Here is a 22,857-nt window from a genome sequence, read left to right on the forward strand (position 1 = left end):
CTCGATAGTGCGCATTAGTCGAGACAAAAAGCGCTCAGTTCTCTAGTAATATAATTTATCTGACTTGAGAGCCCCGACTTCCTCCAAAGTCCGATGTTCCGCAAAGATTTCTCTGCGTCAAAAAGTTTTTTTTCACTTTGGTACGCGCCAACTACAACACCATTCGCGACAAAACTATTCCAAATTTTTTCACGCAAGCCAGACTGATTTCTTATAAAGCATTCAAAGTTTGTATCAAATATCTTCACATTTTTTTCCTCAGCGCAATCTTCCATGAATGAATTTATTGAGTTTTGATATTTTAAATACTCGCCAACGAAACCCTTGTGAGAATGCGCGAATGTCGTCAAGCTATTCGCTACTCTATCTACAAACTGGTCCCTGGGGTCGCGCGTAACAATAATAACATAGACATTGTCAAATCGAGAAAAGTCAATGTATTTCACATAATCTAAAAAATACCCAGATATCGCATTGTCGAGTACTGTAATTTTTTCAGAGTCTGCATGGCGATCAAGGAAGTGATGAATTATATTACTAAAGATGTACTCTAGCTGCTCGCGGCTGTCCTTGCTGATGTCACGCCCAGAATTTTCGCTCCTTATTTTCTGCAATGTGTCAAAAAAGAGTGATACATCTCTTAAATAATGCTCGTCGGTTCTAAATTCCCCACGAAGCAGATTCGACAGCGACGAATCCATTCTTTGGAGTAATTTTTTTCTTGCGGCCTTATATAAATAATATTTTATCCGACTAAAAAAAAGCATTAACGATACATGCGGATTGGAATTCGCAAAGCTTTTGTTGATTTGATGCTTCATTAACTTGCTGTCAGGTAATAAGGCATATGCTGACAAGACCGCATCTAAATATGTATTTCTTTCCGCTGCTCTAAGCCCACGACAAAGCCCGAAGCTAATTGGAAGGATCTCTTGCTCGATCCCTGGTTGAGAAAAATTCCCCGAATCATAAAGCCAATCGGCAACAGCGCTTGATCCAGACCAGCCAAAACCACACAACAAAACAATGTTCTTCATTCGCAGCTCTTTATTTTAATAATGCAAACTCTAGCCGGGCAAGCTGATCGGCACAGTATCTTCCGTCCAAACTTTACGGCACGATTCTTGAAACCTGTTACTCAAGATCGCGCTCGATGATACGCGTCAGGAGGTCATGATCGATTTGCAGGATGAAATTTTCACTACGCCCCGGGGTGTACATATCAGCGAGCAGCGCGATCACCGCGTCCCGTTTGGGAAGTTCAGTCGCCAAAAAGCGACGAAGGTCTGTGGTCTGCAGCACAGAGTCGAGCTGCTGAACCAGCGAAATCGCGTTGGTCAGCCCGTTCAGCGCTGCCACCTCGGCCAGTCCGGCGGGCTTGGCAGTTAGCACCTCATGCGCTACAGCAGACATCGTGGCAGCACAGGCCAGCCCATGGGCGATACCAAAATGAGCGGTCAGTGGATACGACATGGAGTGGCAGATCGCCGTGCGGGTCTGGCTGATACACAGCCCCGCTAGCAAACTGGCTTCGGCGATAAACGTGCGACCGTCATGGTCATCAAGATCAACGGCAAGGCGTGGGATGGCCACGAACGCCAGCTTGATGGCGCGTGCGGCCATCAGCGTGGTCAAAGGCGTACGGTTGCGGTTCCAGACCGATTCAAAAGCCTGGTTCATGGCGTCCAGGCTGGTTGATAGCGTGGCGGCGCGCGGCAGCCCGTGTGTCAGTTCCGGATCCACAATCGCCGTGACAGGGAATAGGCGCGGGCTGGCTAGAGAAAGTTTCTTGCGGTTTTGATGGTCCCAGATGGTAGCGAAGGGGGTCACCTCGGCCCCGGTGCCGGATGTTGTGCTTACGGCATAGATGGGCAACAAGGGCTTGGTCAGATGCCTGCCAGGATCAGAGATCAGCGTGGCTAAGTCGCGGCAGGCCAGCCCTGGGGTCAGCGCGGCGGTCATCGTCTTGGCCGCGTCCATGGCCGAGCCGCCGCCGAACGCCAGGACAGCATCGAATGCCTGTCCCGACAGCCGGTCGATTTCCGCTTGGATGTCGGTCAGGCCGGGGTTGGAGTTGACGCGGTCCGACCAAGTGATGTCCGATTCCAGCATGCCCAGATGCGGATCAGCAGTGAACTGCGCCCGCCCGCGCGCGGTCGTCACCACCAGCAGCTTGTGCCGCGAGAGGCCAGTGGCCAGCACCTTGCGGCAACCGGCGCCAAAATGCACCTTCACGGGGTTGTGAAAATTCCACGGTGGGGACGGCATAGGTTCCTTCATTCTTATCTGGACGCAAGGAGCGGCTGGCGGCGTCATCCGCGCAGCCGCGCGATGAAATGCGCCTTGTTTTCCGCGGGGCTTTCCTTTGGTCGGCCCAGATCAGCGCGCGAACCAGGGCGGACGCGCACCTCCAGGAACCGCCTGCCCGGCACTTGCGCCAGACGTGCGACCTCTGCGCGGATATCGGCCTCATTCTCCAGCGGACCGGCTACGACGTCGTAGCCGCAGGCCGTCGCGATCGCCGTGAGAGAGATCTGCTGGGCCACTGTAGGCTGACCGCCGACCGAGTCATGCGCGCCATTATTAAGTACGATATGCAACAGATCCCCGACCTCGCTCGTGCCGACGGTTGCCATACCGCCCAGATGCATAAGCGCCGCCCCGTCGCCATCGAGGCAGACCACCTTCGCATCGGGTTTCGCTCGCGCGATACCTAGCGCGATTTGTGAGGCATGCCCCATCGAGCCGACGGTCAGGAAGTCGCTAGAACGGTCCTGTCCGAGTGCAACGCGGCTGTCATAAAGCTCGCGCGAGATCATTCCGGTGGTCGCTACGATCGTGGCCCCTGCAGGCAGGGCGGCCGTCACCAACAGAATCGCAGCCTCGCGCGCCAGCATCCTCTCAGGCATCGCGCGCGGGGGGCGCTTTTCCTCGGCCTTCCCGAAAGCGCCTTTGTGCACCAGCAGCACCACCGGCGCGCTCGTCGCGCGTGCTGTCTCAGCTGCCCAGCTTGCCGCCTCTGCGGCCGCTTTGGGATCGCCCTCGAGCATCTTATAGGGGATTTCCATCGCCTCCAGCATCGCCGGCGTCACCCGACCCTGCTTGAGATGCTGCGGCTCGTCCTTGACACCGGGAGCGCCTCGCCAGCCCACCAGCACGATCATCGGGATGGCATAGACTTCCGGATCGGCCAGCGACAGCAGCGGGTTGACCGCGTTGCCCAAGCCCGAATTCTGAAGATAGACCATCGGCAGACCGCCCGTCGCCAGATGATGCCCGGCCGCGAGACCAACCGCGGTACCCTCATTGGCGGCAATCACATGGCTTTCGGGAGGGAGCACCGCATCGACATAGGCACAGAAATCCTTGAGCAGCGAATCCGGGACCCCAGCTAGAAAATCGACGCCTTCGGCTGCGAAAGCCGAATGAAATGCTTTTGGCGATATCATCACTTCGTACCCGGAATGAGTTCGAGGATCTGCTTGATCGGCATCATGCGGCTGTCGCATTCCGCCGAGCGTGAATGTTCGAGGATCGATAGCGCGGTCTCCATCATCGCGGGATAGGCCGAGCGCAAGAGCTGGTTGGCATAAATCACCACATTGACCCCGTTGGCCGCGAGTTCCTCCTCGGTCACCTTGTTGTAGGACGAGGGCACTGCGACCAGCGGCTTGCGGCGCTCCAGCCTGTTGTAGCGGGCGCAGAACTCGAAGACCTCGTCGGGGGTCTTTTCGCGCGAATGGATCATGATCCCGTCGGCTCCGGCCTCGATGAAGGCCTCGGCCCGTTCCATCGCATGATCAACCCCCTTGCCCAAAATCAGGCTTTCCAGGCGTGCGATGATCATAAAATCATCGGTCTGCTGGGCCATCTTGCCCATGCGGATCTTGTCGGAAAACGCTTCGATACTGTCCTGCGTCTGATCGACATCGGTGCCGAAAAGCGAGTTTTTCTTCAGCCCCGCCTTGTCCTCGATGATGATGGCCGAAATACCCAGACGCTCCAGCGTGCGCACCGTGAACTGGAAATGCTCGGGCTTGCCGCCTGTATCACCATCATAGATGATCGGCTTGGTGGTAACCTCCAGTACTTCATTGAGCGTATTGACACGCCCAGTAGTGTCCACTGCCTCGGTATCAGGTTTGCCCTTCGATGTCGCGTCGGTGAGTGAGCTGGCCCACATCCCGTCGAATTCCTTGCGCCCGGTCGGCGTGTCGATCCCCGCCTTCTCAGTGATCAGGCCCGAAAGCGCGTTGTGCAGATCAAGGAAGCGCAGGATGGGCTTGGCATGCAGCATCCGGCGCAGGCTGGCACGGCGAATGTCCGGTGTGGTGCCAATCTCCCTTATGGCACCTTGCAATTTGGTTGATGAAATTCCGCGAGTATAAGGAACCTCGAGAAGCTCGCCGTCCCATTCAGCAAGCACGTCAATCACCGCCTGACGTGTCTTGGCTTGAACACCGGTTTGCCAATCGTCACCGTGGACAACATAGTCGGGCTTATATTCACGAAGGTTGGGTACATAATCCAAGGTATGCTGGGGCACCACTCGAACCACGCCCTTTAGGCTCTCGACGACTTCAGCGCGTTGCTCCCATGCCATGAAAGGGACACGCTTGTAAGATGCGATGGCTTTATCAGTCAGCAAACCGATCGTAACATCACCCAATTCAGCCGCGCGTTTAATGATATTGGTGTGGCCTGGATGGATGAGGTCAGCGCTCATCGCAACATAAACAGACTTTCTCATCGGCAGTCCTTGTTCCTATGTTGGAATTGTTTCGACAATATGTGCCTCTCTAACCGCAAAGGCTTACAACCTTTGCATCTTATCAGAGCCTACTACTAAGCAATAAACAAATTCCGTGCATTGCGTTCTCGTGCGCCGAGTAACCAAACACCCCCCTACCGAGACGGCGGGCAAAGGCGGCATCGGTAGTCCCCGGCGGCCGGCCTGAAGAGCGGCGGTGAGCTAATCCCAAGCGGACGCTTTCCTTGCGCGACAAGTATCGATGATGCTGGCGAGCAGCGCAAACGCTCGCGTTCCTTGCTCGCTGCGGGTACCGAAGCTCAGGCGACGGGCGATGACCCAGTGGCGCAACAGACGTTCGGCCGCATTGTTGGTGAGCGGCAGGCTGGGGTCGAGTAGCGGCCGGATGATCGCTTCCCAATCGTTGAGCATCTCGCGGCAGAATTCGCCGAGTTTGACGAAGGGACTGTGTTGGTGGCGTTCGCACAAGGCCTTGAGTTGGGCGAGGGCTGGTGCCTGTCGCTCGGCCAAGTCGTCGAAAGGGCCATCGCGGGCAGCCTGGGTCGCCTGTATCAGGCCACCCATGAGGTCGAGGAGTTGCTGCCCGACCTGACTGGTGTGCCGGCAAGTGGCCTCGGTCAGTCCGCGGGCCTTGCGCACGAGATACGCCAGGCAGCGAATGCGGTTGAGGTACGAACGCTAAACTGCGTAACCATCGCTCATCAGGCAGCCAGCGAAACCGCCCTGCAGGGCATTGATGAAGATCTCGGAGCTGCGTGCGCCGATGAAATGGACCACCGTCGTCACAGCGTTGAACACCCACAGCCACAGCAACTGACCACGTTCTCGCCACGGCGTCTCGTCCAGGTGCAGCAGGCCGGCGCGCTCGATCTCCTGCAGCAGCAGGTCTTCGACCAGCGCGACCTGGCCGGCGCTTTGCCGTATGGTCTGGTCGATGAGTCCGGCGGACAGTTGCAGTCCGAGCAACTCACAGAGGAGCTTTCGTCGTAGCGCCCGTACGCTTGACCCACCGGTTCGGCTGCGAAGGGCTCGTCACAGGCCGCGCATCGCTCCGGCCAATGATCGATCACAGCGTTGACCGTCAGCTTCTGGCTTCGACCAAACCCGGGCGCGCCCGGCTGCCGCCCCGGGCGACGCGCCGCAGGGGCAGCCGCGCCGGAAGGCGTTATCGTCACCGCAGCGCCGTCGTCGCTCGCCTCAAGCGCCTCTCCTGGTTCGCCGGTCGTTGTCGTTGGCGGCGACCCAGACGCACCGTCCGTCGGCGGATCACGCTCCGCGGCAGCACGGGGTTGGCGATAGACCGAATCGCTGCCGGGCGGACGCGAACTGGTGCGGGAGCCTTGGTTCAATCGGTCCCGCGCCTCCTTGAGGTCAGCCAGCAGGCGCTCCGCCAACCGCCGCAACGACTCTTCCTCAAGCCGCGACAGGGCATCGCGGTCGAGTTGGCGAAGATCGTGGTCGGTCAGATGCATGGCACGACGGGCTTGGCTGCGGGCAACGGCGCTCAGTCCAAAGCAACTCACGCTCAGCTCCCACGAAATCGCAGGTGGTTTCTCAGCTTACGTCGATAAGCTGTTGAGAAAAAGCGATGGGGCGGTTTGTCTGATCGCCCACGACGGCATGGGCACCGGCGCGCAGCGGTATCGAGCTCCGTCGTCCGTCCACAGGAACGGCCGCGGGGGCTGCTGGCCAATCGGCGGTGAGGGGGAGTGAACGGTGACACTGGCACACCAGCCAACGCAACCCTTGCTACTGTCGGCGTTGATTGAAGATTTCGTCCAGGGACTTGGCGTCGAGCACACTGATTGCCCATTCTTCCAACTGATCGATCGTGGCGGTGGTCAGCCGGACCTGCACCGCATCGGGGAGCGTGCCAAAGCGACGCGCGAGCAGGCGCTTCAGGAGGGCAGCCTCGCCTTCCTGCCGGCCTTTCTCGATTCCGAAGCGTTCTGCAGAGGTGACGTAAGGCATGATGACCTTCCCTTCCAGTGTGTAGACTTCCTGCAGCAGCCGTTGCTCAAGGTCTGTCGGCAGCCGCATCAGCCAGTCGATGACCCCGAACAGATCGATGATGCGCTGCTTGTCCCAATTGCGTTCGGAGAGCAGCTTTGCCTGGAAACCCGGCCTGGCCGCGGCAAGGTAACCTGCATGCCCCACCAGCCGCAGCATCACTCCTCGACGGATCGTCGTTGCTCGCTTTATGCCGCTCGCGCACTTGTTTCATCCAGTAGCCAATCGCGGGCTGCAACGAGGGTCATGCCGGCAGGGACTTCCAGCACGGCTGGTCGGCCCAGGCGTGATCTGCGCCCTGCTGTCGCGTAGGAACTCCGAGGCGACATCCTGCAAGGCCCGGATTTCTCGAACGAAGTCTCCGGGTGATCCACACTGGCGCAGACATGAATCAGTTCTTCGTGGCCATCGAGATGGCTCAGGTAACTGTGCAGGGTGTCTTTGCCGACCGCAATACCTTGAGATTTCAGGTCGATTTGCAATTTGTTGATACTGAGGGTTCCCGCCGCGCTGCCGAGCAACTGGCACACCAGCCAACGCAACCCTTGCTACTGTCGGCGTTGATTGAAGACTTCGTCCAGGGACTCGGCGTCGAGCACACTGATCGCCCATTCTTCCAACTGATCGATCGTGGCGGTGGTCAGCCGGACCTGGACCGCATCGGGGAGCGTGCCAAAGCGACGCGCAAGCAGGCGCTTCAGGAGGGAAGCCTCGCCTTCCTGTCGGCCTTCCTGTCGGCCTTCCTGTCGGCCTTCCTGCCGGCCTTTCTCGATTCCGAAGCGTTCTGCAGAGGTGACGTAAGGCATGATGACCTTCCTTTCCAGTGTGTAGACTTCCTGCAGCAGCCGTTGCTCAAGGTCTGTCGGCAGCCGCATCAGCCAGTCGATGACCCCGAACAGATCGATGATGCGCTGCTTGTCCCAATTGCGTTCGTAGAGCAGCTTGGCCAGACGCCATTTTGCCGCATAGCGCTGTTCGGGGTCACCCTTTGTGCGCCGGGTAAGAAGGTGAGCCGCGGTGACCAGTGCGAAGGGGTTGGGGTCTTCGAGCAGGGATTCGGTCTGGTTGGCGTAGTCGAGGAGCTTGACCACGGGAAAGCGGATGCCGACCTCGCAGCCGAACAGTTGATAGCCAAACCCGTCCGGCTGCCAGTTTTCACGTTCGTCGGCCAGCACGGCCAGGCTGGCAACCGGACGACGGTAGCGGTCGTAGAGACGGTAGTTGTAGGTGAACAGGCGCTCGGGGAAGTCGGCATCCTGCTGGCCCTGGACTTCGACGTGGATGTAGACCCATTGCTCACCTGCGTCCCGCGTCGCGACCTGCACCAGGCAGTCAATCAGGCGCTTGCCGAGCTGGGCGTCCTGCACCACCTGGGCGAGTTCCTGCTCCAGGAAAATGTGCGGCTGCCGCCAGTCGATCTCGCCGTGGGCTCGCGGGAAGTAGAAGGCCATGAACTCGGGGAAGTAGCGCGTCAGCGCGTCTTTCCACGGGGTGTCGTAGTCGTCGCTGGGTAGGGTCGGTTTTTCCATCGGTCTGTGCTTGGCGGAGATGGGCAATTAGAGAAACAGTATATGAAATACCTTCCCAAAAGCGCCCACTCGATAACCTCCACTGGGATAAGGGCACAGTCTCCTTGTTTCCGCAAGAGCAGAAACGCATTTGCGCCGCCCTTCCCGGCCTCCGTTCCTGCCCGCCGTGGACCCTAGTCTGCCCCAAAAATCTCGGCAAAGAACACCTCCTTGTCCAGATCTCTTTGCCATGCTCTGTGTCGTTCCACAGACTCCGGACGGCCTTCGCGGCTTAGGGTGAGAAAGCGGGTGCAAAAAAGGGGACAGTATATTAAATACCTTCCAGAGACGCGCCCACTCAATAACCTCAGCTGACCTCGGCCATGGCGCGGGGCCGCGGGGGCTGCAAGAATTGGGGCGGCGCCAGCAAACCCTCATTCCCGCGCAAGCGCGAACGCAGTTCGTACAACCAGTTTTCCTCAAAAACAATCAGATAAACCAGTTGGATTTCCGCGTGAGTGCTGAGCGATCCATCGCCATGAGCGTATCGAAGTCGTGCGCCAGCCAATGATCCTGACCCCGACAGCATGCCTGCTCCTGCCTGGCTGACGGTTGATCCATTGCCGTGCAGCCGCCGCCGTACCTTCGCTGGTACTGCGCAAGCCTTTGTCCGCATGGTGACGTGACGGCGCCGGGGATCGGCTACTCGCGATGCGTGTCTTCAGGCATCCGGTCGCCAGGCATCATTGAGGACTTCTTCTTCCATCGCCCACGGACGGGCGTCGGGAAAGCAATCGAGGCCGGTTTCGCCAAGCGCGTGAGCCACTCACTCGCCTCATTCGCCCGATGAATCGGGCTCCTACGGGATGCTGACGTGGCTCGGTGGCCCTTGGGCTATCTCCTGGTGCAGCGCGGGTGTTCCGGCCGCACCATCGGTGCCCGGTCGTTCCATGATGAGCATTCGGCCACGCTACCGCCATGCCCGAATGTCTCAGCATTCAGCAAGTTGAGGTCACAGGCCACAACCAGTGAACACGGTCCAGTGCCCCTCCGGCTTCGCCAAGTGGCCCGTAACGGTGAGGCCGACCAGGCAGCGTGGTCAATTCGTCGTTAGCCAGGGCCCGCGACCATCCTGGACCGCTTGACAAACAAGCAACCGGATTTTCCCGCTGAGTCAGCGGACTGAACAGGAAATAGTTCATCATTTCCCGAAACCATGGGCGAAGATGGCTGGCAACAAAGGGCCAGCTGGGCCGCCTTCGGGTCTTTCTGCAACGCGGATAGAGCGTGTGGCGTAACCAATCACTCCCCCACTGAAATCGCGGGCAAAGGCGGCATCGGTAGTCCCTGGCGGCCGGCCTGAAGGGCGGCGGTGAGGTCATCCCAAGCGGACGCTTTCCTTGCGCGACACGTATCGATGATGCTGGCGAGCAGCGCAAACGCTCGAGTTCCTTGCTCGCTGCGGGTACCGAAGCTCAGGCGACGGGCGATGACCCACTGGCGCAACAGACGTTCGGCCGCATTGTTGGTGAGCGGCAGGCTGGGGTCGAGTGGCGGCCGGATGATCGCTTCCCAAGCGTTGAGCATCTCGCGGCAGAATTCGCCGAGTTTGACGAAGGGACTGTGTCGGTGGCGTTCGCACAAGGCCTTGAGCTGGGCGAGGGCTGGTGCCTGGCGCTCGGCCCAGTCGTCGAAAGGGCCATCGCGGGCAGCCTGGGTCGCCTGTATCAGGCCACCCATGAGGTCGAGGAGTTGCTGCCCGACCTGACTGGTGTGCCGGCAAGTGGCTTCGGTCAGTCCGCGGGCCTTGCGCAGGAGATGCGCCAGGCAGCGAATACGGTTGCGGTACGAACGCTAAACTGCGTAGCCGTCGCTCATCAGGCAGCCAGCGAAACCGCCCTGCAGGGCATTGATGAAAATCTCGGCGCTGCGTGCGCCGATGAAATGGACCACCGTCGTCACGGCGTTGAACACCCACAGCAACTGGCCACGTTCTCGCCACGGCGTCTCGTCCAGGTGCAGCAGGCCGGCGCGCTCGATCTCCTCCAGCAGCAGGTCTTCGACCGGCGCGACCTGGCCGGCGCTTTGCCGTATGGTCTGGTCGATGAGTCCGGCGGACAGTTGCAGTCCGAGCAACTCACCGAGGAGCTCTCGAACCTTGGCGCGCGAGAGCCGATAGCGCAGGCAGAGCATGACGATCAGACTGGCCAGGCGCGGCCCGAGCATCTGCTGGGCATCCACCCGCGCGCCTTGCCATTCGGGCAGGACCAACGCACGCGGCGGCTGATGGCGGCTGCAGTGGCCGCACCCGCACGGGGCTTCCCAGAACCGGTGCTGCGTCACCCACAGCCGCAGGCCTGGGGCGTTCGGGTCGGCCGACAGCACTTCGATTTCGTCGTAGCCCCCGTAGGCTTGACCCACCGGTTCGGCTGCGAAGGGTTCACCACAGGCCGCGCATCGCTCCGGCCAATGAGCGAGCACAGCGTCGATGGTCAGCTTCTGTGCAGGGTGTCTTTGCCAACCGCAACACCTTGAGATTTCAGGTCGACCTGGAATTTCTTGATACTGAAGGTTCCCTCGGCGCTGCCGAGCAACTGGCACACCAGCCAACGCAACACGAGGGGTTGGGAAATCGCGTGACGCTCGAATACATCGTGCAGCAGAACGACATGGACCGCGCCTTGGTTGGCCTTCTCCGAGGACTCAGGCCGCTGCAGTCATGTTGCAGTTCTCATGCAGTCGTGCCGGCGAGAGTTCCAGGCCGTTCGGCCAGCATAACGCGCCCGCATCGACAAACAGGAGCTTGAAGAAGTTCTCATCGCGCAGCGCTTCTATCAGCGTTCCGTGGCGTTGTAGCAAACTTGTACCGTCAAAAACCCCTTCCCTATTGTCAGAGAAGACAAGTGCAACTTGATAGTTGCCAAGATAGCGTGCCGTCATCACCTTAATCATCGTGGTCTGCTCCAACTATACGTTGCAACGATTCAAATTTCTGCGCGCGCTCCCAGTTCGTCATCAGCTCATCTTGATGCCGCAGGCACCATTCCTTGACGAGGGCCGCAGCTTTCCTCGGTAGCCGCCCTTCGCTGATCTCGCCCGTTCGAATTTCGACAAAGGCCTCGAATCCCTGATACTCGACGTGAACATGGGGCGGCGGATGGTCATCATGCCACATGCGAACGATGATGCCAAAGAAGACTGACAGTATAGGCATGGGAGTCTACGGTGAATAAAAGGGACGGTATATGAAATACCTTGAGAGACGAGTCAACCCGGGAACCTCAGGTAGGCTGGGTTATGCTCCCTGCAGCCTGTGTGAGCCTTGACCCAGCGCGTGCGGACTCCTGCCGTGCGGCTCGATGGTGAGTCGCGTTTCATCGCCATGTCGCTGTCCCCACTGGGCGGCCGGAGCGCGGGATCAGCACGCCGCGCTGGCTGGATGCACCCAGGGGACGATCATTGCCTACCAGGAAACGATGGTTCTACTCGAGTGCGGCCAGCGCTAGCTCGGGTGCCTTGTCCAACACTTTGGACGTAACCAATCACTCCCCCACTGAAATCGCGGGCAAAGGTGGCATCGGTAGTCCTTGGCGGCCGGCCTGAAGGGCGGTGGTGAGGTAATCCCAAGCGGACGCCTTCCTTGCGCGACAAGTATCGATGATGCCGGCGAACAGCGCAAACGCTCGAGTTCCTTGCTCGCTGCGGGTACCGAATCTCAGGCGACGGGCGATGACCCAGTGGCGCAACAGGCGTTCGGCCGCATTGTTGGTGAGCGGCAGGCTGGGGTCCAGTAGCGGCCGGATGATCGCTTCCCAATCGTTGAGCATCTCGCGGCAGAATTCGTTGAGTTTGACGAAGGGACTGTGTCGGTGGCGTTCGCACAAGGCCTTGAGCTGGGCGATGGCTGGTGCTTGGCGCTCGGCCCAGTCGTCGAAAGGGCCATCGCGGGCAGCCTGGGTCGCCTGTATCAGGCCACCCATCAGGTCGAGGAGTTGCTGCCCGACCTGACTGGTGTGCCGGCAAGTGGCCTCGGTCAGTCCGCGTGCCTCGCGCAGGAGATGCGCCAGGCAGCGAATACGGTTGAGGTACGAACGCTAAACTGCGTAGCCGTCGCTCATCAGGCAGCCAGCGAAACCGCCCTGGAGGGCATTGATGAAGATCTCGGCGCTGCGTGCGCCGATGAAATGGACTACCGTCGTCACGGCGTTGAACACCCACAGCCACAGCAACTGGCCACGTTCTCGCCACGGCGTCTCGTCCAGGTGCAGCAGGCCGGCGCGCTCGATCTCCTCCAGCAGCAGGTCTTCGACCAGTGCGACCTGTCCGGCGCTTTGCCGTATGGTCTGGTCGATGAGTCCGGCGGACAGTTGCAGTCCGAGCAACTCACAGAGGAGCTTTCGTCGTAGCGCCCGTAGGCTTACCGGTTCGGCTGCGAAGGGCTCGTCACAGGCCGCGCATCGCTCCGGCCAATGATCGATCACAGCGTTGACCGTCAGCTTCTGGGTTCGACCAAACCCGGGCGCGCCCGGCTGCCGACCCGGGCGACGCGCCGCAGGGGCAGCCGCGCCGGAAGGCGTTATCGTCACCGCAGCGCCGTCGTCGCTCGCCTCAAGCGCCTCTCCTGGTTCGCCGGTCGTTGTCGTTGGTGGCGCCCCAGACGCACCGTCCGTCGGCGGATCACGCTCCGCGGCCGCACGTGGTTGGCGATAGACCGAATCGCTGCCGGGCGGACGCGAACTGGTGCGGGAGCCTTGGTTCAATCGGTCCCGCGCCTCCTTGAGGTCAGCCAGCAGGCGCTCCGCCAACCGCCGCAACGACTCTTCCTCAAGCCGCGACAGGGCATCGCGGTCGAGTTGGCGAAGATCGTGGTCGGTCAGATGCATGGCACGACGGGCTGGGCCGTGGGCAACGGGGCTCAGTCCAATGCAACGCACGCTCAGCTCCCACAATATCGCAGGTGGTTTTTCAGCTTACGTCGGTAAGCTGTTGAGCAAAAGCGATGGGGCGGATGGTCTGATCGCCCACGACGGCATGGGCACCGGCGCGCAGCGGTCACGAGCTCCGTCGTTCGCCCAAAGGCACGGCCGCGGAGGCTGCTGGCCAATCGGCGGTGAGGGGGACTGAACGGTTACCGCAATGACGGGGTTGTTGTGGGGGCACATTGATGTCGCATGCCATACCGTGAGGGCGCATTACTTACTAGCCAAACGAAGTTTTCTTGCCCTTTCGGCGAGGGAGGCAACTGTTTCGCCCAGCCATTGATTCCTGCGCCATTCGGTGTAATCGAAGCGTTCGCGGTTGATCAGTGCGATAAATCGCTCCGCTTCGATGGGCCCAAGGTTTTTTATGAGCATCGCTACGCCTTCATGGCGGATTTCGGTATCAGTTCTCATGGTTTTTGTCCTGTTGTGTTTTAATGAAATCCACAGGGTCAATTACACGAACGCGCGGTTCAACAGCCATCTTTTTCAGTAGTTGCTTGTCTGTCGTGAGCAGATAGGTTGCACCAGCGGCGATTGCGCTGGCGACATGGAGGGCATCCATGGGTTTGACACCAATACTGGCGAATTCTTCTGCCAGGGATTCAATTTGTGGTGTTGCGTCCATGTCGATTACCGCGAGTGGTTTCCATCCCTCGATGGCCTTGCTCCGTTCGATATCGGCATTTGCGGTGTTTTCCAAGTCCAGCACTGCCGACCAGACCAGGGCGAGTTTCTCTTCTCTTACGGATTGCTGGATGTCGAGCTTGGCTTCAGTCTGCAACCGGACCAGCAGTTGCCCCTGATCGTCAAATGGGCGGTTGCGTCGAAAAAGGGGACAGTATATGAAATTCCACCCAGAGACCAGCCCGCTCAGCAAGCGCTTCGAGCGCTGTCCGCGGATGGCTCAGGAGTGTTGCATGCGATACTTCGAGTCAGTTCTCAAATTGTTGGAGTCACTGATGAAGGGCGCCACGGCAAGTGAAGGGAAGGTTTCCCTTGAAGCCGTCATCAAGCAGTTCTACGACCGCCTCGTCGCCGCAGGTAAACCCAAAAAGGTTGCCATCGTCGCCCGCATGCGCAAGCTCCTGACTATCCTCAACGCCATGCTCAGAACCGGTAGAGCATGGGACGATTCTCTTCATACCGCTTGACTCGAAAGACAGTTGCTTACTCGTTGAGCTCCACGATTACAAGGCCGCGATGAATTCGTCGGGTGACACATCGGCTTGGCGCAAGACGCCTGCCAATGTGCCGACTTTGACCTCGCTGTGCATCGGGACGACGCAGCCTCTAGAACCACGGCGCATGATGACGTGACTTCCAGATTGGCGCAGCTTCTCGAAACCCATCCGCTCCAACGCCCGTACTACGATGGCGCCCGAAACACGAGGCAGCTTAGGCATGCGCGGGAACGCTGAACGTTGTTACCAGCGGATGCCCTGGCGGAGGGATGGGAAACTCCGAGAGATACAGTTCGGTAGCCTCTCGCAGGTTGGCGATAGCCTCCTCGACGGTTTCACCTTGCGTAGTGGTACCGGTCTCAGGATTCAGGGCAACGTAACCACCTTCTTCGGCGGCAGTAAGTACCGCGATCAGTTCCATGGCTTAACTCCGGTGGGAAAAGCGCAATTCTCGCTCATTCTGGTTTGGGGTGCCCAAAAAAACGGGGACAGTATATGAAATACCTTGAGGGACGAGTCACCCCGGGAACCTCAGGTAGGCTGGGTCATGTTCCCTGCAGCCTGTGCGAGCCTTGACCCAGCGCGTGCGGACTCCTGCCGTGCGGCTCGATGGTGAGTCGCGTTTCATCGCCATGTCGCTGTCCCCGCTGGGCGGCCGGGGCGCGGGATCAGCGCGCCGCGCTGGCTGGATGCACCCAGGGGACGATCATTGCCTACCAGGAAACGATGGCTCTACTCGAGTGCGGCCAGCGCTAGCTCGGGTGCCTTGTCCAACAGAACAATGAAAAAAAGGGGACAGTATATTAAATGCCTTCCAGAGACGCGCCCACTCAATGACCTCAACTGACCTCGGTCATGGCGCGGGGCCGCGGGGGCCGCAAGAATTGCGGGCGGCGCCAGCAAACCCTCATTCCCGCGCAAGCGCGAACGCAGTTCGTACAACCAGTTGTCCTCAAAAACAATCAGATAAACCAGTTGGATTTCCGCGTGAGTGCTGAGCGATCCATCGCCATGAGCGTATCGAAGTCGTGCGCCAGCCAGTGATCCTGACCACGACAGCATGCCTGCTCCTGCCCGGCTGACGGTTGATCCATTGCCGTGCAGCCGCCGCCGTACCTTCGCTGGTACTGCGTAAGCCTTTGTCCGCATGGTGACGTGACGGCGCCGGGGATCGGCTACTCGCGATGCGTGTCTTCAGGCATCCGGTCGCCAGGCATCATTGTGACAAAAAACGGTGACAGTATATGAAATACCTTCCAGAGACCAACCCACTCACCGAGCCCTTCAAGCGCAGCCCGCGGATGGCTCAGGTAGATCAGGCAGGCCTCCTCGCCGCAGACGCGCCGGGCCGATTCCATGGCAACCGGGGCGTGCGCAGTCGCGGTCGCGCCCCCGTGGTGGGAAAAGGTATGCGAGCAGCGTCCGGCTCGGCGCTTCGCGCAGGTCTTCGGTGTTCCGCTTGAATGCCAGTCCCCAGACGGCAATATGGCGTCCGTCGACGTCGCCGCAGCCTACGGTCCAGGCAAGAAAAGCATACTGTCACCGCTTCTCGTCACCGCTTCTCGATCCGGATGATGCCGCCGACCGTGTTCGACTCGTCGGCCAATTACGCTTCCTCGAGCAGAAAGCAGCGGTTCGTCGGGCGATAGCACTTCCGGCTGCCCGACAGTTCGTCGATCAGCTCGCCAACGCGCGGGAGGCGCCCCACGGATCGCGGCCATTGTAGATAACCAACGGGAACACCGCCGGCCGTTTCTCGCCTCGGCTCACTTCGCCCATGCGACTCAGGTCTTGGTACAACAGGCCGGCATACACGAGGATCCGTAGCGCCAGCCACGGGTCGACGGCACGCTGGAATTCGAGCAGCAGGTGTTCGACGACGACAGCGTGCGAAAAGATCAGCTTGTAGCCGGTATCCTGTGCGGAGCCGGCGGCCAGGAAAGGTCCTCATTGCCACAGTGACCGGAACCGATGGGCCGCCGCAAAGCCGACCCCGCCCCGCAACCCGTGCGACGCTCGTCCCTTGGCTACTGCGGACGCTGATCGAAGACTGCGTCCAGAGACTCGGCATCGAGCACCCTGATCGCCCATTCTTCCAACTGATCGATCGTGGCGGTGGTCAACCGCACCTGGACGGTATCGGGGAGCGTGCCAAAGCGACGCGCGAGCTGGCGCTTCAGGAGGGAAGCCTCGCCTTCCTGTCGGCCTTCCTGTCGGCCTTTCTCGATTCCGAAGCGTTCTGCAGAGGTGACGTAAGGCATGATGACCTTCCTTTCCAGTGTGTAGACTTCCTGCAGCAGCCGTTGCTCAAGCTCTGTCGGCAGCCGCATCAGCCAGTCGATGACCCCGAACAGATCGATGATGCGCTGCTTGTCCCAATTGCGTTCGTAGAGCAGCTTGGCCAGACGCCATTTTGCCGCATAGCGCTGTTCCGGGTCACCCTTTGTGCGCCGGGTAAAGAGGTGAGCCGCGGTGACCAGTGCGAAGGGGTTGGGGTCTTCGAGCAGGGATTCGGTCTGGTTGGCGTAGTCGAGGAGCTTGACCACGGGAAAGCGGATGCCAACCTCGCAGCCGAACAGCTGATAGCTGAACCGCGTCGGCTTCCAGTTTTCACGTTCGTCGGCCAGCACGGCCAGGCTGGCAACCGGACGACGGTAGCGGTCATAGAGGCGGTAGTTGTAGGTGAAGAGGCGCTCGGCAAAGTCGGCATCCTGCTGGCCCTGGACTTCGACGTGGATGTAGACCCACTGCTCCCCTCCGTCCCGCGTTGCGATCTGCACCAGACAGTCAACCAGCCGCTTGCCGAGCTGTGCGTCCTGCACCACCTGGGCGAGTTCCTGGTCCAGGAAAACGTGCGGCTGCCGCCAGTCGATCTCGGCGTGGGCTCGCGGAAAGTAGAAGGCCATGAACTCCGGGAAGTAGCGCGTCAGCGCGTCTTTCCAAGGCGTGTCGTAGTCATCGTTTGACGGCATCGGGCTTGCCATGGGTGACGGATAACAAGGGGACGCTGATACCGGAACAGTATAGGTCGTGTGCCGCCGCAAGCAGCGCCTTCGAGGAACTCCCTGCCGCAGGATGCCAGTTGCACGGAGCGGGCCTGGGCCTTGGCATCACCCCGGCATCCCGAGGACGAGCCGCCAAGCGGCCCGCTGTCGCGTCCGCCTGAAGCGGTCCGCGACGGGCGACCGGTCGATTGACTGATGCAGCAGCAACCTGACCGGCAGCGAGGCCGGGCCGCTTGGCAGCGTTCCGCACCCGGCTGTGCGCCTGCCCCTGGCTGTGCCCGCGAACCGTGCCCGTGGCCAGCGGGCGGGACGGCTTGGTGTCGCGGGCGGCCTCGTATGCTGGTCCGAGCGGTGTCTGGCCCCCTTCCGGATACGCTCCGGTGAAGACGTTCTGCAGCCCGCCTGCACGCCGGAGAACTCGGCGAACCCCGGGCACACTACCGCCATGCCCGAACGCTTCGGCATTCAGCAGATCGATGGGCGGTCAGCGGCGATCGCGCAGCGCAGCGACAGGCGTTGCGGCGCGGGTTGTTCTGCTGTGCTCGCTGCGCCGGAGGCTGCGTGGCGGTCGCTCGGCACCTGCGGGGAACCATGGGCAAGCCGCTCCTTTCGCTCGGGAGCGCGGCCGGTCAGCGGTGTGCGCTTCTCCGCGAGGCTGCCAATGATCACCCAGGGCGCCTTTGCCAAGCGTGACTGTCTTCACGTTTCCTGCTCGCGCGCCGCGCCGGAAGCCCCGTCGGGCGGCAGGAAGCCGCGGCGAGGCGGCGGGGACACGGTTGGGCGCAGCGGCATGCGGCCCGACGCAACCAGCGGGCGACGCAGTCGGAATCACCAGCCTCCCGGGAGCGAGGCAGAGGTCTTGGCAGGCGGTCAGCTCGCGTACTTGCGGAGCGTGCCATCGGCGTAGGCGATGACTCGGGGCACGGTGGCCAGGAGCGTCGGTGCCAGCGCGGCCACCGCAGCATGGATCTCGGGCATCTTCTCGGTCGCGTATTCGTGGGCGATCAGGTTTCTCAACTCGCGAATGCGGATCAGCTGCGCGGCCTCTACCCAGCCTCGCTTCTCTGCGCGGTAGATTCGGTCGAGCAGCGAGCCACCGCCGATCAACTCGATTTCATCGATCAGGCGGAATACGCGCTGAGTGAGCAAGTCGGCGAGGCGCGCGAAGCGGCTGGTGAAGGATTCGAGGCGCTCCAGTTGCTCCGGCGACCAAGCCTCCTGACCCAGCAGGTCCCGGCAGCGCTCGATCGAGTACTGGAGGTGGTCGGCGGCAAGCTGCAGGCGCGCCAGTTCCTCCCTCAGGAGTTCTGCCTTGACGGGCGTCACAACGGCACGCCTTCTTCCAGGACCATTCGAGGAAAGGGCCGGGAAGCATCCGGATAGACGACGAGGTCGATCCTGCGCTCGCCGAACTGCTGATGAAGCCGGGCGAGAATATCCAGCTTGCTCATCAGGTCGATCCTGCCCGATAGCACGAGCAGGTCGATGTCCCCACCCTTGGCTGAGTCATCGACGCGTGAGCCAAACAGGTAGATCGAGGCGTGTGCATCGGCCTCGTGAATCGTTTTGCGGATCGCGGACTGTTCCCCTGCTGTGAGTCTCATATTTTCCTTCCGGCAGACGAACCGGCGGACCGGGTCAGTGCTCCTTCAATCGCTTCGATATCCTTCCACGACCTCTGTTCCAGGGCATCCGGCAGTCGCATCATCCGGTCGAGCACCGCGAAGAGATCGAGGGTGCGTTTTCGCTCCCATCGATGTCGATACACCAGGCGGTCGAGGTTGCGCTTGACCTGGTAACGCGCTTCGGCGTCATGCCACGTCTGCCATATGTATTCCCGCCACATCGAGAACAGGCTGACGCTTTCTGGCTACCGTTCCAGACCTTGAGGTTCCTGCCCTCGTTCAATTCCGAAGCGGACGGAGCTGTAGGTACGCAAGATGAGGCCTGTGTACGAAAATTCCTTGAGAGAAGAGTCACCCCGGGAACTTCAGCTGGGCTGGGCCATGTTGCCTGCAGCCTGCGCGAGATTCAACTCTGCACTTACCGATTCCGGCCGTGCGGCTCGACGGTGAGTCGCGCTTCATTGCCATGGCACCGCACTCTCCGTGCGGAAGGAGCACGGGACGACCCTCGCCGGGCTCGCTGGATGACCCCACGTAACGATCAGTGCCAATCTGGAAACCATGGTTCTACTCGAGTGCGGCCAGCGCTGGCTCGGGTGCCTCGTCCAACACTTTGAAAGGATCGTCGCTACTCGCTTCATGCCGCTCGCGCAATTGTTTCATCCAGTAGCCAGTCGCGGGCTGCACCGGACGACGGTAGCGCCGCAGTTTCGGCCGGGTTGCTCGGCTCGGCCTTGAGTTGCCCGATGCGTACCAGCTTATCCAGAGCGGGCAGACTCATGGGACGCCCCGATCAGAGGGATGATGTCCTGGGCCAGAACACGATTCACGAAGGACCCCGATTCGGCTCGCCGCCGCTCGAATTCGGCCGGCGTATAGCAAGAGGTGGCCTCATAGTTGTGGATGGCGATGTTGCGAAATCCGACCGATTTTTTCATGCGGCTGGCCAGAGCCGGGCTGATCAGACCAGTGCTGGCGAGGGCTTCGAACGCTTGCCCCATGGTATTTGGCGCCGGTACGTCCCGGCTGGCGATCAGGTGGGCGGCCAAATCGACGGAAAGTTGAACGGCGCGGGTGAGATTCAGGGTAATGATGTCCTGGGCATCGATATCGCGTACCAGGCTTTCGGCGTCGACCGGGCACTTTTCCTTCACCCTGAGCAGGCAGCGCCGTAGAGACTCGAGCTTCTGTTCGATTACCTGTCGATCCATACGCGCCTCCGTTCGGCCAATATGCGGCTGCTATACGGCGCGAAATCCGCGTCATCGATCAGATGCCGGCACAACAGTTGTGCAAAGCGTTCATCGCTTCCCAGGATGCGGCGCCCGTGCGTGAGGATTTGTCCAAGCAGCGGTTCGCCGGCGCTGGTCAGGTCAATCAGATCGACCGGCCGGCCCACACGCTCGGCGAGATCGGCAACCAACGCCATCTTGGCATCCACACCCAAGGGCTTGTCATCCGCCACCGCCAGATCGAGGTCGCTGTCCGGCCGAGCCTTACCCGCTGCCAGCGACCCAAACAGCACCGCCAGCTTGATATGCGGGTGGCGCAGCAGCACCGAGCCAATCAATTCGGTCGTCGTCATGTAAACGAAAAGGGGACAGTATATTAAATATCTGGTTCGCCTCGGCGGCGAAGAGGTCGGTGAACAGCGTCCGCCTCGGTGCTCCGCCCAAGTCGCTGGTGTTCGGCTTGAATGCCAGTCGCCCGATGGCAAGATGGCGTCCGAGGAGGTCGCTGAGGCGTACCTTCCAGGCAAGAAATGTATACCGTCACCGTTTTTGCAGATGCGTCTCCTCAGGCATCCGGTAGCCAGTCATCATTGAGAACTTCTTCTTCCATCATCCACGGACAGGCGTCGGGAAAGCAATCAAGGCCGGTTTCCCCAACTGCCTGAGCGACAGCCTTGGCCCACACCATCGCAAGCCATCGAGTTTCGTGAAGCTTGGGGGAGAGGGTTGGGGCTTCACTCAGTCCATAGGCAATCTCCTTGCGCTGCGCGAGGATGGTCTTTTCCCAACTGGCTCCCCGTCGCTCCGGCTGATATCGCCACTTGAGCAGATGGGCCATGAGAACCGACATCCCGCTGGCAAGCTCGCGCTGTTCGCTCTTGCCCACGTCTTCAATTTCCTCCGCGATGTGGTCGCGGTCGAGCAGATCGAACCGCCCGGCACGAAGAAGGCTGGCCTGCTCGTTTGCCCATGCCACGACATCGGTCTCGTACTTGGTGCTCATATCGACCTCCCTCGGTAAAAACGGGGACAGTATATGAAATGCCTTTCAGAGGCCAGTCCACTTGCCAAGCCCTTCAAGCGCAGCGCCCGGACGGCTCACGCAGATCAGTCGCGCCTCGTGGCTGGAGACGCTCAGAACCGCTTCCATGAAGACCGGGTCGTGCGCTGTCGCAGTCGCCTCCGCGGCGAAGAGGTCGGTGAACAGCGTCCGCCTCGGCGCTTCGCCCAAGTCGCTGGTGTTCGGCTTGAATGCCAGTCGCGCGATGGCAACATGTCACCCGAGGAAGTCGCCGAGGCGTACCTTCCAGGCAAGAAATGTATACCGTCACCGTTTCTGGGCTCAGTGATCCTTGAAGACGTCCTCCAGCGTCGTGGCGTCAAGGATGTTGTCGGCCCACTGTTCCAGCTGTTCAACCGTGGCGGCCTGCAGCCGAGCCAGGGTCTCCGCGCTGGGTGGGCCGAAGCGGCGCGTGAGTTGACGTTCGAGGAGAGCAGACTCCCCTTGCCGAATGCCTTGCTGCATGCCTTGCTGGATGCCCTTCTCAATGCCGATGCGTTCTACCGAGGTGATGTAGGGCATGGTTCGGTTCCTCTCCAGTTGTTCGATGTCTTGCCAGAGTTGATTCTGCAGGTCCTTCGGCACCTGCATCATCCAATCGATGACGCTGAACAGGTCAATGATGCGTTGCTTGTCCCAGTTCCGTTCGTAAAGCAGTTTGGCCAGACGCCATTTTGCAGCAAGCCTTTGCCGGTCGTCGCCCTTGGTCTGCTGGGTGAGCAGATGAGCGGCAGTAACCAGGGCGAAAGGGTTGGGATCAACCAGCAGGGCTTGCGCTTGCGGCTGGTAGTCGAGCAGCTTTACGGTGGGAAATTCGAGGTAGTGCCGACAACCGAGGAGTTCATATCCATAGCTTTGCGGCTTCCAATGTGGGCGATCGTCAGCAAGAACGGCGAGGCTGGCGATCGGGCGCCGGTATTTGTCGTAGAGGCGGTAGTTGTAGGTGAACAGACCAAGACAAGAGGAACCGTATGTGACCTCCCCTCCGAAGGCAAGAAAAGTATACCGTCCCCGTTTTTCGCACGCTACCGCCATGCCCGGATGCTCGAGAGCATTCAGCACGGTTCACTTGTCGCCGGCCCGGAAGCAGCCGTCAGGTCAGTAACGCTCCTCCTGCACACCCAGTTCGGCGCGCATGGCGTCGATCTCGGCCTTCACGGCCAGGTACACTCCTGCTCCTTGCGCGCCAGGTAGTTGCGCGTGAGCTGCAGCTTGGCACTGATGCCTTCCGGCGTGAGCAGGTAGACATACTTCGCCTTGTCCTCGGCGCGCAGGAAATTGCCGGCCTTGATGTGGCCCTTGTCCAGCAGCGCCTTGAGCAGATAGTTGATCTTGCCGAGGCTGACCCCGAGTCGTTCGGCAAGCTGCCGCTGGCTGATGGCCGGCTCGGCATCGACGATCTTGAGGATGCGCAGCTGTGCCTGTTCCGCCGGAGTCATGGTTTCTGTTCAATGGATGAACGCGAATGATAGGGCAAGCCTGA

Annotated in this window: 23 protein-coding genes and 5 pseudogenes; 1 reads left to right on the plus strand and 27 read right to left on the minus strand. The window is 60.4% G+C overall.

The genetic code is table 11. The features are described from left to right. Positions 1-14: 14 nt before the first annotated feature. The 14 genes and pseudogenes from V5B60_RS00195 to V5B60_RS00255 all read right to left on the minus strand — a co-directional run bounded on the left by V5B60_RS00195 (position 15) and on the right by V5B60_RS00255 (position 14,148). Positions 15-1,037 carry a hypothetical protein gene (locus V5B60_RS00195; RefSeq protein ID WP_332345049.1) on the minus strand — a complete coding sequence of 341 codons (1,023 nt, stop codon included), beginning with the start codon at positions 1,035-1,037 and terminating at the stop codon, positions 15-17. Between the two features lie 97 nt (positions 1,038-1,134). Further along, entirely contained in the window at positions 1,135-2,280 is a 1,146-nt protein-coding gene (locus V5B60_RS00200) for a phosphonoacetaldehyde reductase (protein ID WP_332345051.1), read from the minus strand. 32 nt (positions 2,281-2,312) lie between these two features. Then, complete coding sequence (aepY, locus tag V5B60_RS00205) at positions 2,313-3,449, minus strand: phosphonopyruvate decarboxylase (RefSeq protein ID WP_332345052.1); 1,137 nt, start codon at positions 3,447-3,449, stop codon at positions 2,313-2,315. Continuing rightward, entirely contained in the window at positions 3,449-4,750 is a 1,302-nt protein-coding gene (gene aepX, locus V5B60_RS00210; protein WP_332345053.1) for a phosphoenolpyruvate mutase, read from the minus strand. Before aepX ends, aepY begins: the two co-directional genes overlap by 1 nt. A gap of 222 nt (positions 4,751-4,972) precedes the next feature. After that, a pseudogene (locus tag V5B60_RS00215) lies at positions 4,973-5,737 on the minus strand (IS66 family transposase). Between the two features lie 380 nt (positions 5,738-6,117). Beyond that, positions 6,118-6,243: pseudogene (locus V5B60_RS22115) on the minus strand (hypothetical protein); the annotation flags it as partial. Between the two features lie 277 nt (positions 6,244-6,520). Beyond that, the gene (locus tag V5B60_RS00220; RefSeq protein ID WP_332345054.1) at positions 6,521-6,940 is read right to left on the minus strand and encodes a DUF4351 domain-containing protein; all 420 of its coding nucleotides are present in this window, start codon (positions 6,938-6,940) and stop codon (positions 6,521-6,523) included. A gap of 389 nt (positions 6,941-7,329) precedes the next feature. Beyond that, a complete protein-coding gene (locus tag V5B60_RS00225) occupies positions 7,330-8,310 on the minus strand; it encodes a DUF4351 domain-containing protein (RefSeq protein WP_332345055.1) in 981 nt (326 codons plus the stop codon). A 1,281-nt stretch (positions 8,311-9,591) separates the two neighbouring features. Next, a pseudogene (gene tnpC / locus V5B60_RS00230) lies at positions 9,592-10,515 on the minus strand (IS66 family transposase). 477 nt (positions 10,516-10,992) lie between these two features. Further along, on the minus strand, positions 10,993-11,241 hold the full coding sequence (locus V5B60_RS00235; protein WP_332345056.1) for a DUF2442 domain-containing protein: 249 nt from the start codon (positions 11,239-11,241) through the stop codon (positions 10,993-10,995). Beyond that, a complete protein-coding gene (locus V5B60_RS00240) occupies positions 11,234-11,503 on the minus strand; it encodes a DUF4160 domain-containing protein (RefSeq protein ID WP_332345057.1) in 270 nt (89 codons plus the stop codon). Before V5B60_RS00240 ends, V5B60_RS00235 begins: the two co-directional genes overlap by 8 nt. A gap of 328 nt (positions 11,504-11,831) precedes the next feature. Further along, positions 11,832-13,172, minus strand: a pseudogene (gene tnpC, locus V5B60_RS00245) (IS66 family transposase). Between the two features lie 309 nt (positions 13,173-13,481). Further along, positions 13,482-13,682, minus strand: coding sequence for a hypothetical protein (locus V5B60_RS00250; protein ID WP_332345058.1), 201 nt, complete (start codon positions 13,680-13,682; stop codon positions 13,482-13,484). Beyond that, complete coding sequence (locus V5B60_RS00255) at positions 13,672-14,148, minus strand: PIN domain-containing protein (RefSeq protein WP_332345059.1); 477 nt, start codon at positions 14,146-14,148, stop codon at positions 13,672-13,674. The genes V5B60_RS00250 and V5B60_RS00255 overlap by 11 nt, the downstream gene beginning before the upstream one ends. Positions 14,149-14,275: 127 nt before the next feature. On the opposite strand from V5B60_RS00255, the pseudogene V5B60_RS00260 reads away from it, so the two are divergent. Then, a pseudogene (locus V5B60_RS00260) lies at positions 14,276-14,422 on the plus strand (IS110 family transposase); the annotation flags it as partial. A gap of 36 nt (positions 14,423-14,458) precedes the next feature. Here V5B60_RS00260 and V5B60_RS00265 read toward each other — a convergent pair. From V5B60_RS00265 to V5B60_RS00320, 13 genes are all read right to left on the minus strand, one after another. Beyond that, the gene (locus V5B60_RS00265) at positions 14,459-14,674 is read right to left on the minus strand and encodes a type II toxin-antitoxin system HicA family toxin (protein ID WP_034890232.1); all 216 of its coding nucleotides are present in this window, start codon (positions 14,672-14,674) and stop codon (positions 14,459-14,461) included. Next, positions 14,667-14,873: a type II toxin-antitoxin system HicB family antitoxin gene (locus tag V5B60_RS00270; protein WP_332345060.1), complete on the minus strand. Its 207-nt coding sequence runs from the start codon at positions 14,871-14,873 to the stop codon at positions 14,667-14,669. Before V5B60_RS00270 ends, V5B60_RS00265 begins: the two co-directional genes overlap by 8 nt. Before the next feature lie 1,256 nt (positions 14,874-16,129). Further along, positions 16,130-16,390 (minus strand): Rpn family recombination-promoting nuclease/putative transposase, encoded by a 261-nt coding sequence (locus V5B60_RS22120; protein WP_434735352.1) that lies wholly within the window; start codon positions 16,388-16,390, stop codon positions 16,130-16,132. Between the two features lie 89 nt (positions 16,391-16,479). Further along, the gene (locus V5B60_RS00275; RefSeq protein WP_332345061.1) at positions 16,480-17,424 is read right to left on the minus strand and encodes a DUF4351 domain-containing protein; all 945 of its coding nucleotides are present in this window, start codon (positions 17,422-17,424) and stop codon (positions 16,480-16,482) included. Between the two features lie 903 nt (positions 17,425-18,327). Next, the gene (locus V5B60_RS00280) at positions 18,328-18,783 is read right to left on the minus strand and encodes a hypothetical protein (protein WP_332345062.1); all 456 of its coding nucleotides are present in this window, start codon (positions 18,781-18,783) and stop codon (positions 18,328-18,330) included. Beyond that, positions 18,780-19,061 carry a nucleotidyltransferase domain-containing protein gene (locus tag V5B60_RS00285; RefSeq protein ID WP_332345063.1) on the minus strand — a complete coding sequence of 94 codons (282 nt, stop codon included), beginning with the start codon at positions 19,059-19,061 and terminating at the stop codon, positions 18,780-18,782. The genes V5B60_RS00280 and V5B60_RS00285 overlap by 4 nt, the downstream gene beginning before the upstream one ends. Further along, positions 19,058-19,303 carry a hypothetical protein gene (locus V5B60_RS00290; protein ID WP_332345064.1) on the minus strand — a complete coding sequence of 82 codons (246 nt, stop codon included), beginning with the start codon at positions 19,301-19,303 and terminating at the stop codon, positions 19,058-19,060. Before V5B60_RS00290 ends, V5B60_RS00285 begins: the two co-directional genes overlap by 4 nt. Positions 19,304-19,840: 537 nt before the next feature. Beyond that, positions 19,841-20,293, minus strand: a complete 453-nt coding sequence (gene hepT / locus V5B60_RS00295; RefSeq protein WP_332345065.1) for a type VII toxin-antitoxin system HepT family RNase toxin — start codon at positions 20,291-20,293, stop codon at positions 19,841-19,843. Beyond that, complete coding sequence (mntA, locus tag V5B60_RS00300) at positions 20,278-20,667, minus strand: type VII toxin-antitoxin system MntA family adenylyltransferase antitoxin (protein WP_332345066.1); 390 nt, start codon at positions 20,665-20,667, stop codon at positions 20,278-20,280. The genes hepT and mntA overlap by 16 nt, the downstream gene beginning before the upstream one ends. Before the next feature lie 212 nt (positions 20,668-20,879). After that, a complete protein-coding gene (locus V5B60_RS00305) occupies positions 20,880-21,317 on the minus strand; it encodes a DUF29 domain-containing protein (RefSeq protein WP_332345067.1) in 438 nt (145 codons plus the stop codon). Positions 21,318-21,362: 45 nt separating this feature from the next. Then, positions 21,363-21,581 (minus strand): hypothetical protein, encoded by a 219-nt coding sequence (locus tag V5B60_RS00310; protein WP_332350358.1) that lies wholly within the window; start codon positions 21,579-21,581, stop codon positions 21,363-21,365. 75 nt (positions 21,582-21,656) lie between these two features. After that, positions 21,657-22,436 (minus strand): DUF4351 domain-containing protein, encoded by a 780-nt coding sequence (locus V5B60_RS00315; RefSeq protein WP_332345068.1) that lies wholly within the window; start codon positions 22,434-22,436, stop codon positions 21,657-21,659. Between the two features lie 92 nt (positions 22,437-22,528). Beyond that, positions 22,529-22,813, minus strand: a complete 285-nt coding sequence (locus V5B60_RS00320) for a MarR family EPS-associated transcriptional regulator (RefSeq protein WP_332345069.1) — start codon at positions 22,811-22,813, stop codon at positions 22,529-22,531. Positions 22,814-22,857 lie beyond the last annotated feature (44 nt).

It is taken from the genome of Accumulibacter sp., assembly GCF_036625195.1.
In the GTDB taxonomy this organism is placed as follows: domain Bacteria; phylum Pseudomonadota; class Gammaproteobacteria; order Burkholderiales; family Rhodocyclaceae; genus Accumulibacter.

Excerpts from the sequence above, each read along its gene's own strand:
- V5B60_RS00195 (WP_332345049.1), bottom strand. The coding sequence starts at position 1,037 with ATGAAGAACATTGTTTTGTTGTGTGGTTTTGGCTGGTCTGGATCAAGC.
- V5B60_RS00200 (WP_332345051.1), bottom strand. The coding sequence starts at position 2,280 with ATGAAGGAACCTATGCCGTCCCCACCGTGGAATTTTCACAACCCCGTG.
- aepY (WP_332345052.1), bottom strand. The coding sequence starts at position 3,449 with ATGATATCGCCAAAAGCATTTCATTCGGCTTTCGCAGCCGAAGGCGTC.
- aepX (WP_332345053.1), bottom strand. The coding sequence starts at position 4,750 with ATGAGAAAGTCTGTTTATGTTGCGATGAGCGCTGACCTCATCCATCCA.
- V5B60_RS00220 (WP_332345054.1), bottom strand. The coding sequence starts at position 6,940 with ATGCTGCGGCTGGTGGGGCATGCAGGTTACCTTGCCGCGGCCAGGCCG.
- V5B60_RS00225 (WP_332345055.1), bottom strand. The coding sequence starts at position 8,310 with ATGGAAAAACCGACCCTACCCAGCGACGACTACGACACCCCGTGGAAA.
- V5B60_RS00235 (WP_332345056.1), bottom strand. The coding sequence starts at position 11,241 with ATGATTAAGGTGATGACGGCACGCTATCTTGGCAACTATCAAGTTGCA.
- V5B60_RS00240 (WP_332345057.1), bottom strand. The coding sequence starts at position 11,503 with ATGCCTATACTGTCAGTCTTCTTTGGCATCATCGTTCGCATGTGGCAT.
- V5B60_RS00250 (WP_332345058.1), bottom strand. The coding sequence starts at position 13,682 with ATGAGAACTGATACCGAAATCCGCCATGAAGGCGTAGCGATGCTCATA.
- V5B60_RS00265 (WP_034890232.1), bottom strand. The coding sequence starts at position 14,674 with ATGCCTAAGCTGCCTCGTGTTTCGGGCGCCATCGTAGTACGGGCGTTG.
- V5B60_RS00270 (WP_332345060.1), bottom strand. The coding sequence starts at position 14,873 with ATGGAACTGATCGCGGTACTTACTGCCGCCGAAGAAGGTGGTTACGTT.
- V5B60_RS00275 (WP_332345061.1), bottom strand. The coding sequence starts at position 17,424 with ATGCCGTCAAACGATGACTACGACACGCCTTGGAAAGACGCGCTGACG.
- V5B60_RS00285 (WP_332345063.1), bottom strand. The coding sequence starts at position 19,061 with ATGAGACTCACAGCAGGGGAACAGTCCGCGATCCGCAAAACGATTCAC.
- V5B60_RS00290 (WP_332345064.1), bottom strand. The coding sequence starts at position 19,303 with ATGTGGCGGGAATACATATGGCAGACGTGGCATGACGCCGAAGCGCGT.
- hepT (WP_332345065.1), bottom strand. The coding sequence starts at position 20,293 with ATGGATCGACAGGTAATCGAACAGAAGCTCGAGTCTCTACGGCGCTGC.
- mntA (WP_332345066.1), bottom strand. The coding sequence starts at position 20,667 with ATGACGACGACCGAATTGATTGGCTCGGTGCTGCTGCGCCACCCGCAT.
- V5B60_RS00305 (WP_332345067.1), bottom strand. The coding sequence starts at position 21,317 with ATGAGCACCAAGTACGAGACCGATGTCGTGGCATGGGCAAACGAGCAG.
- V5B60_RS00320 (WP_332345069.1), bottom strand. The coding sequence starts at position 22,813 with ATGACTCCGGCGGAACAGGCACAGCTGCGCATCCTCAAGATCGTCGAT.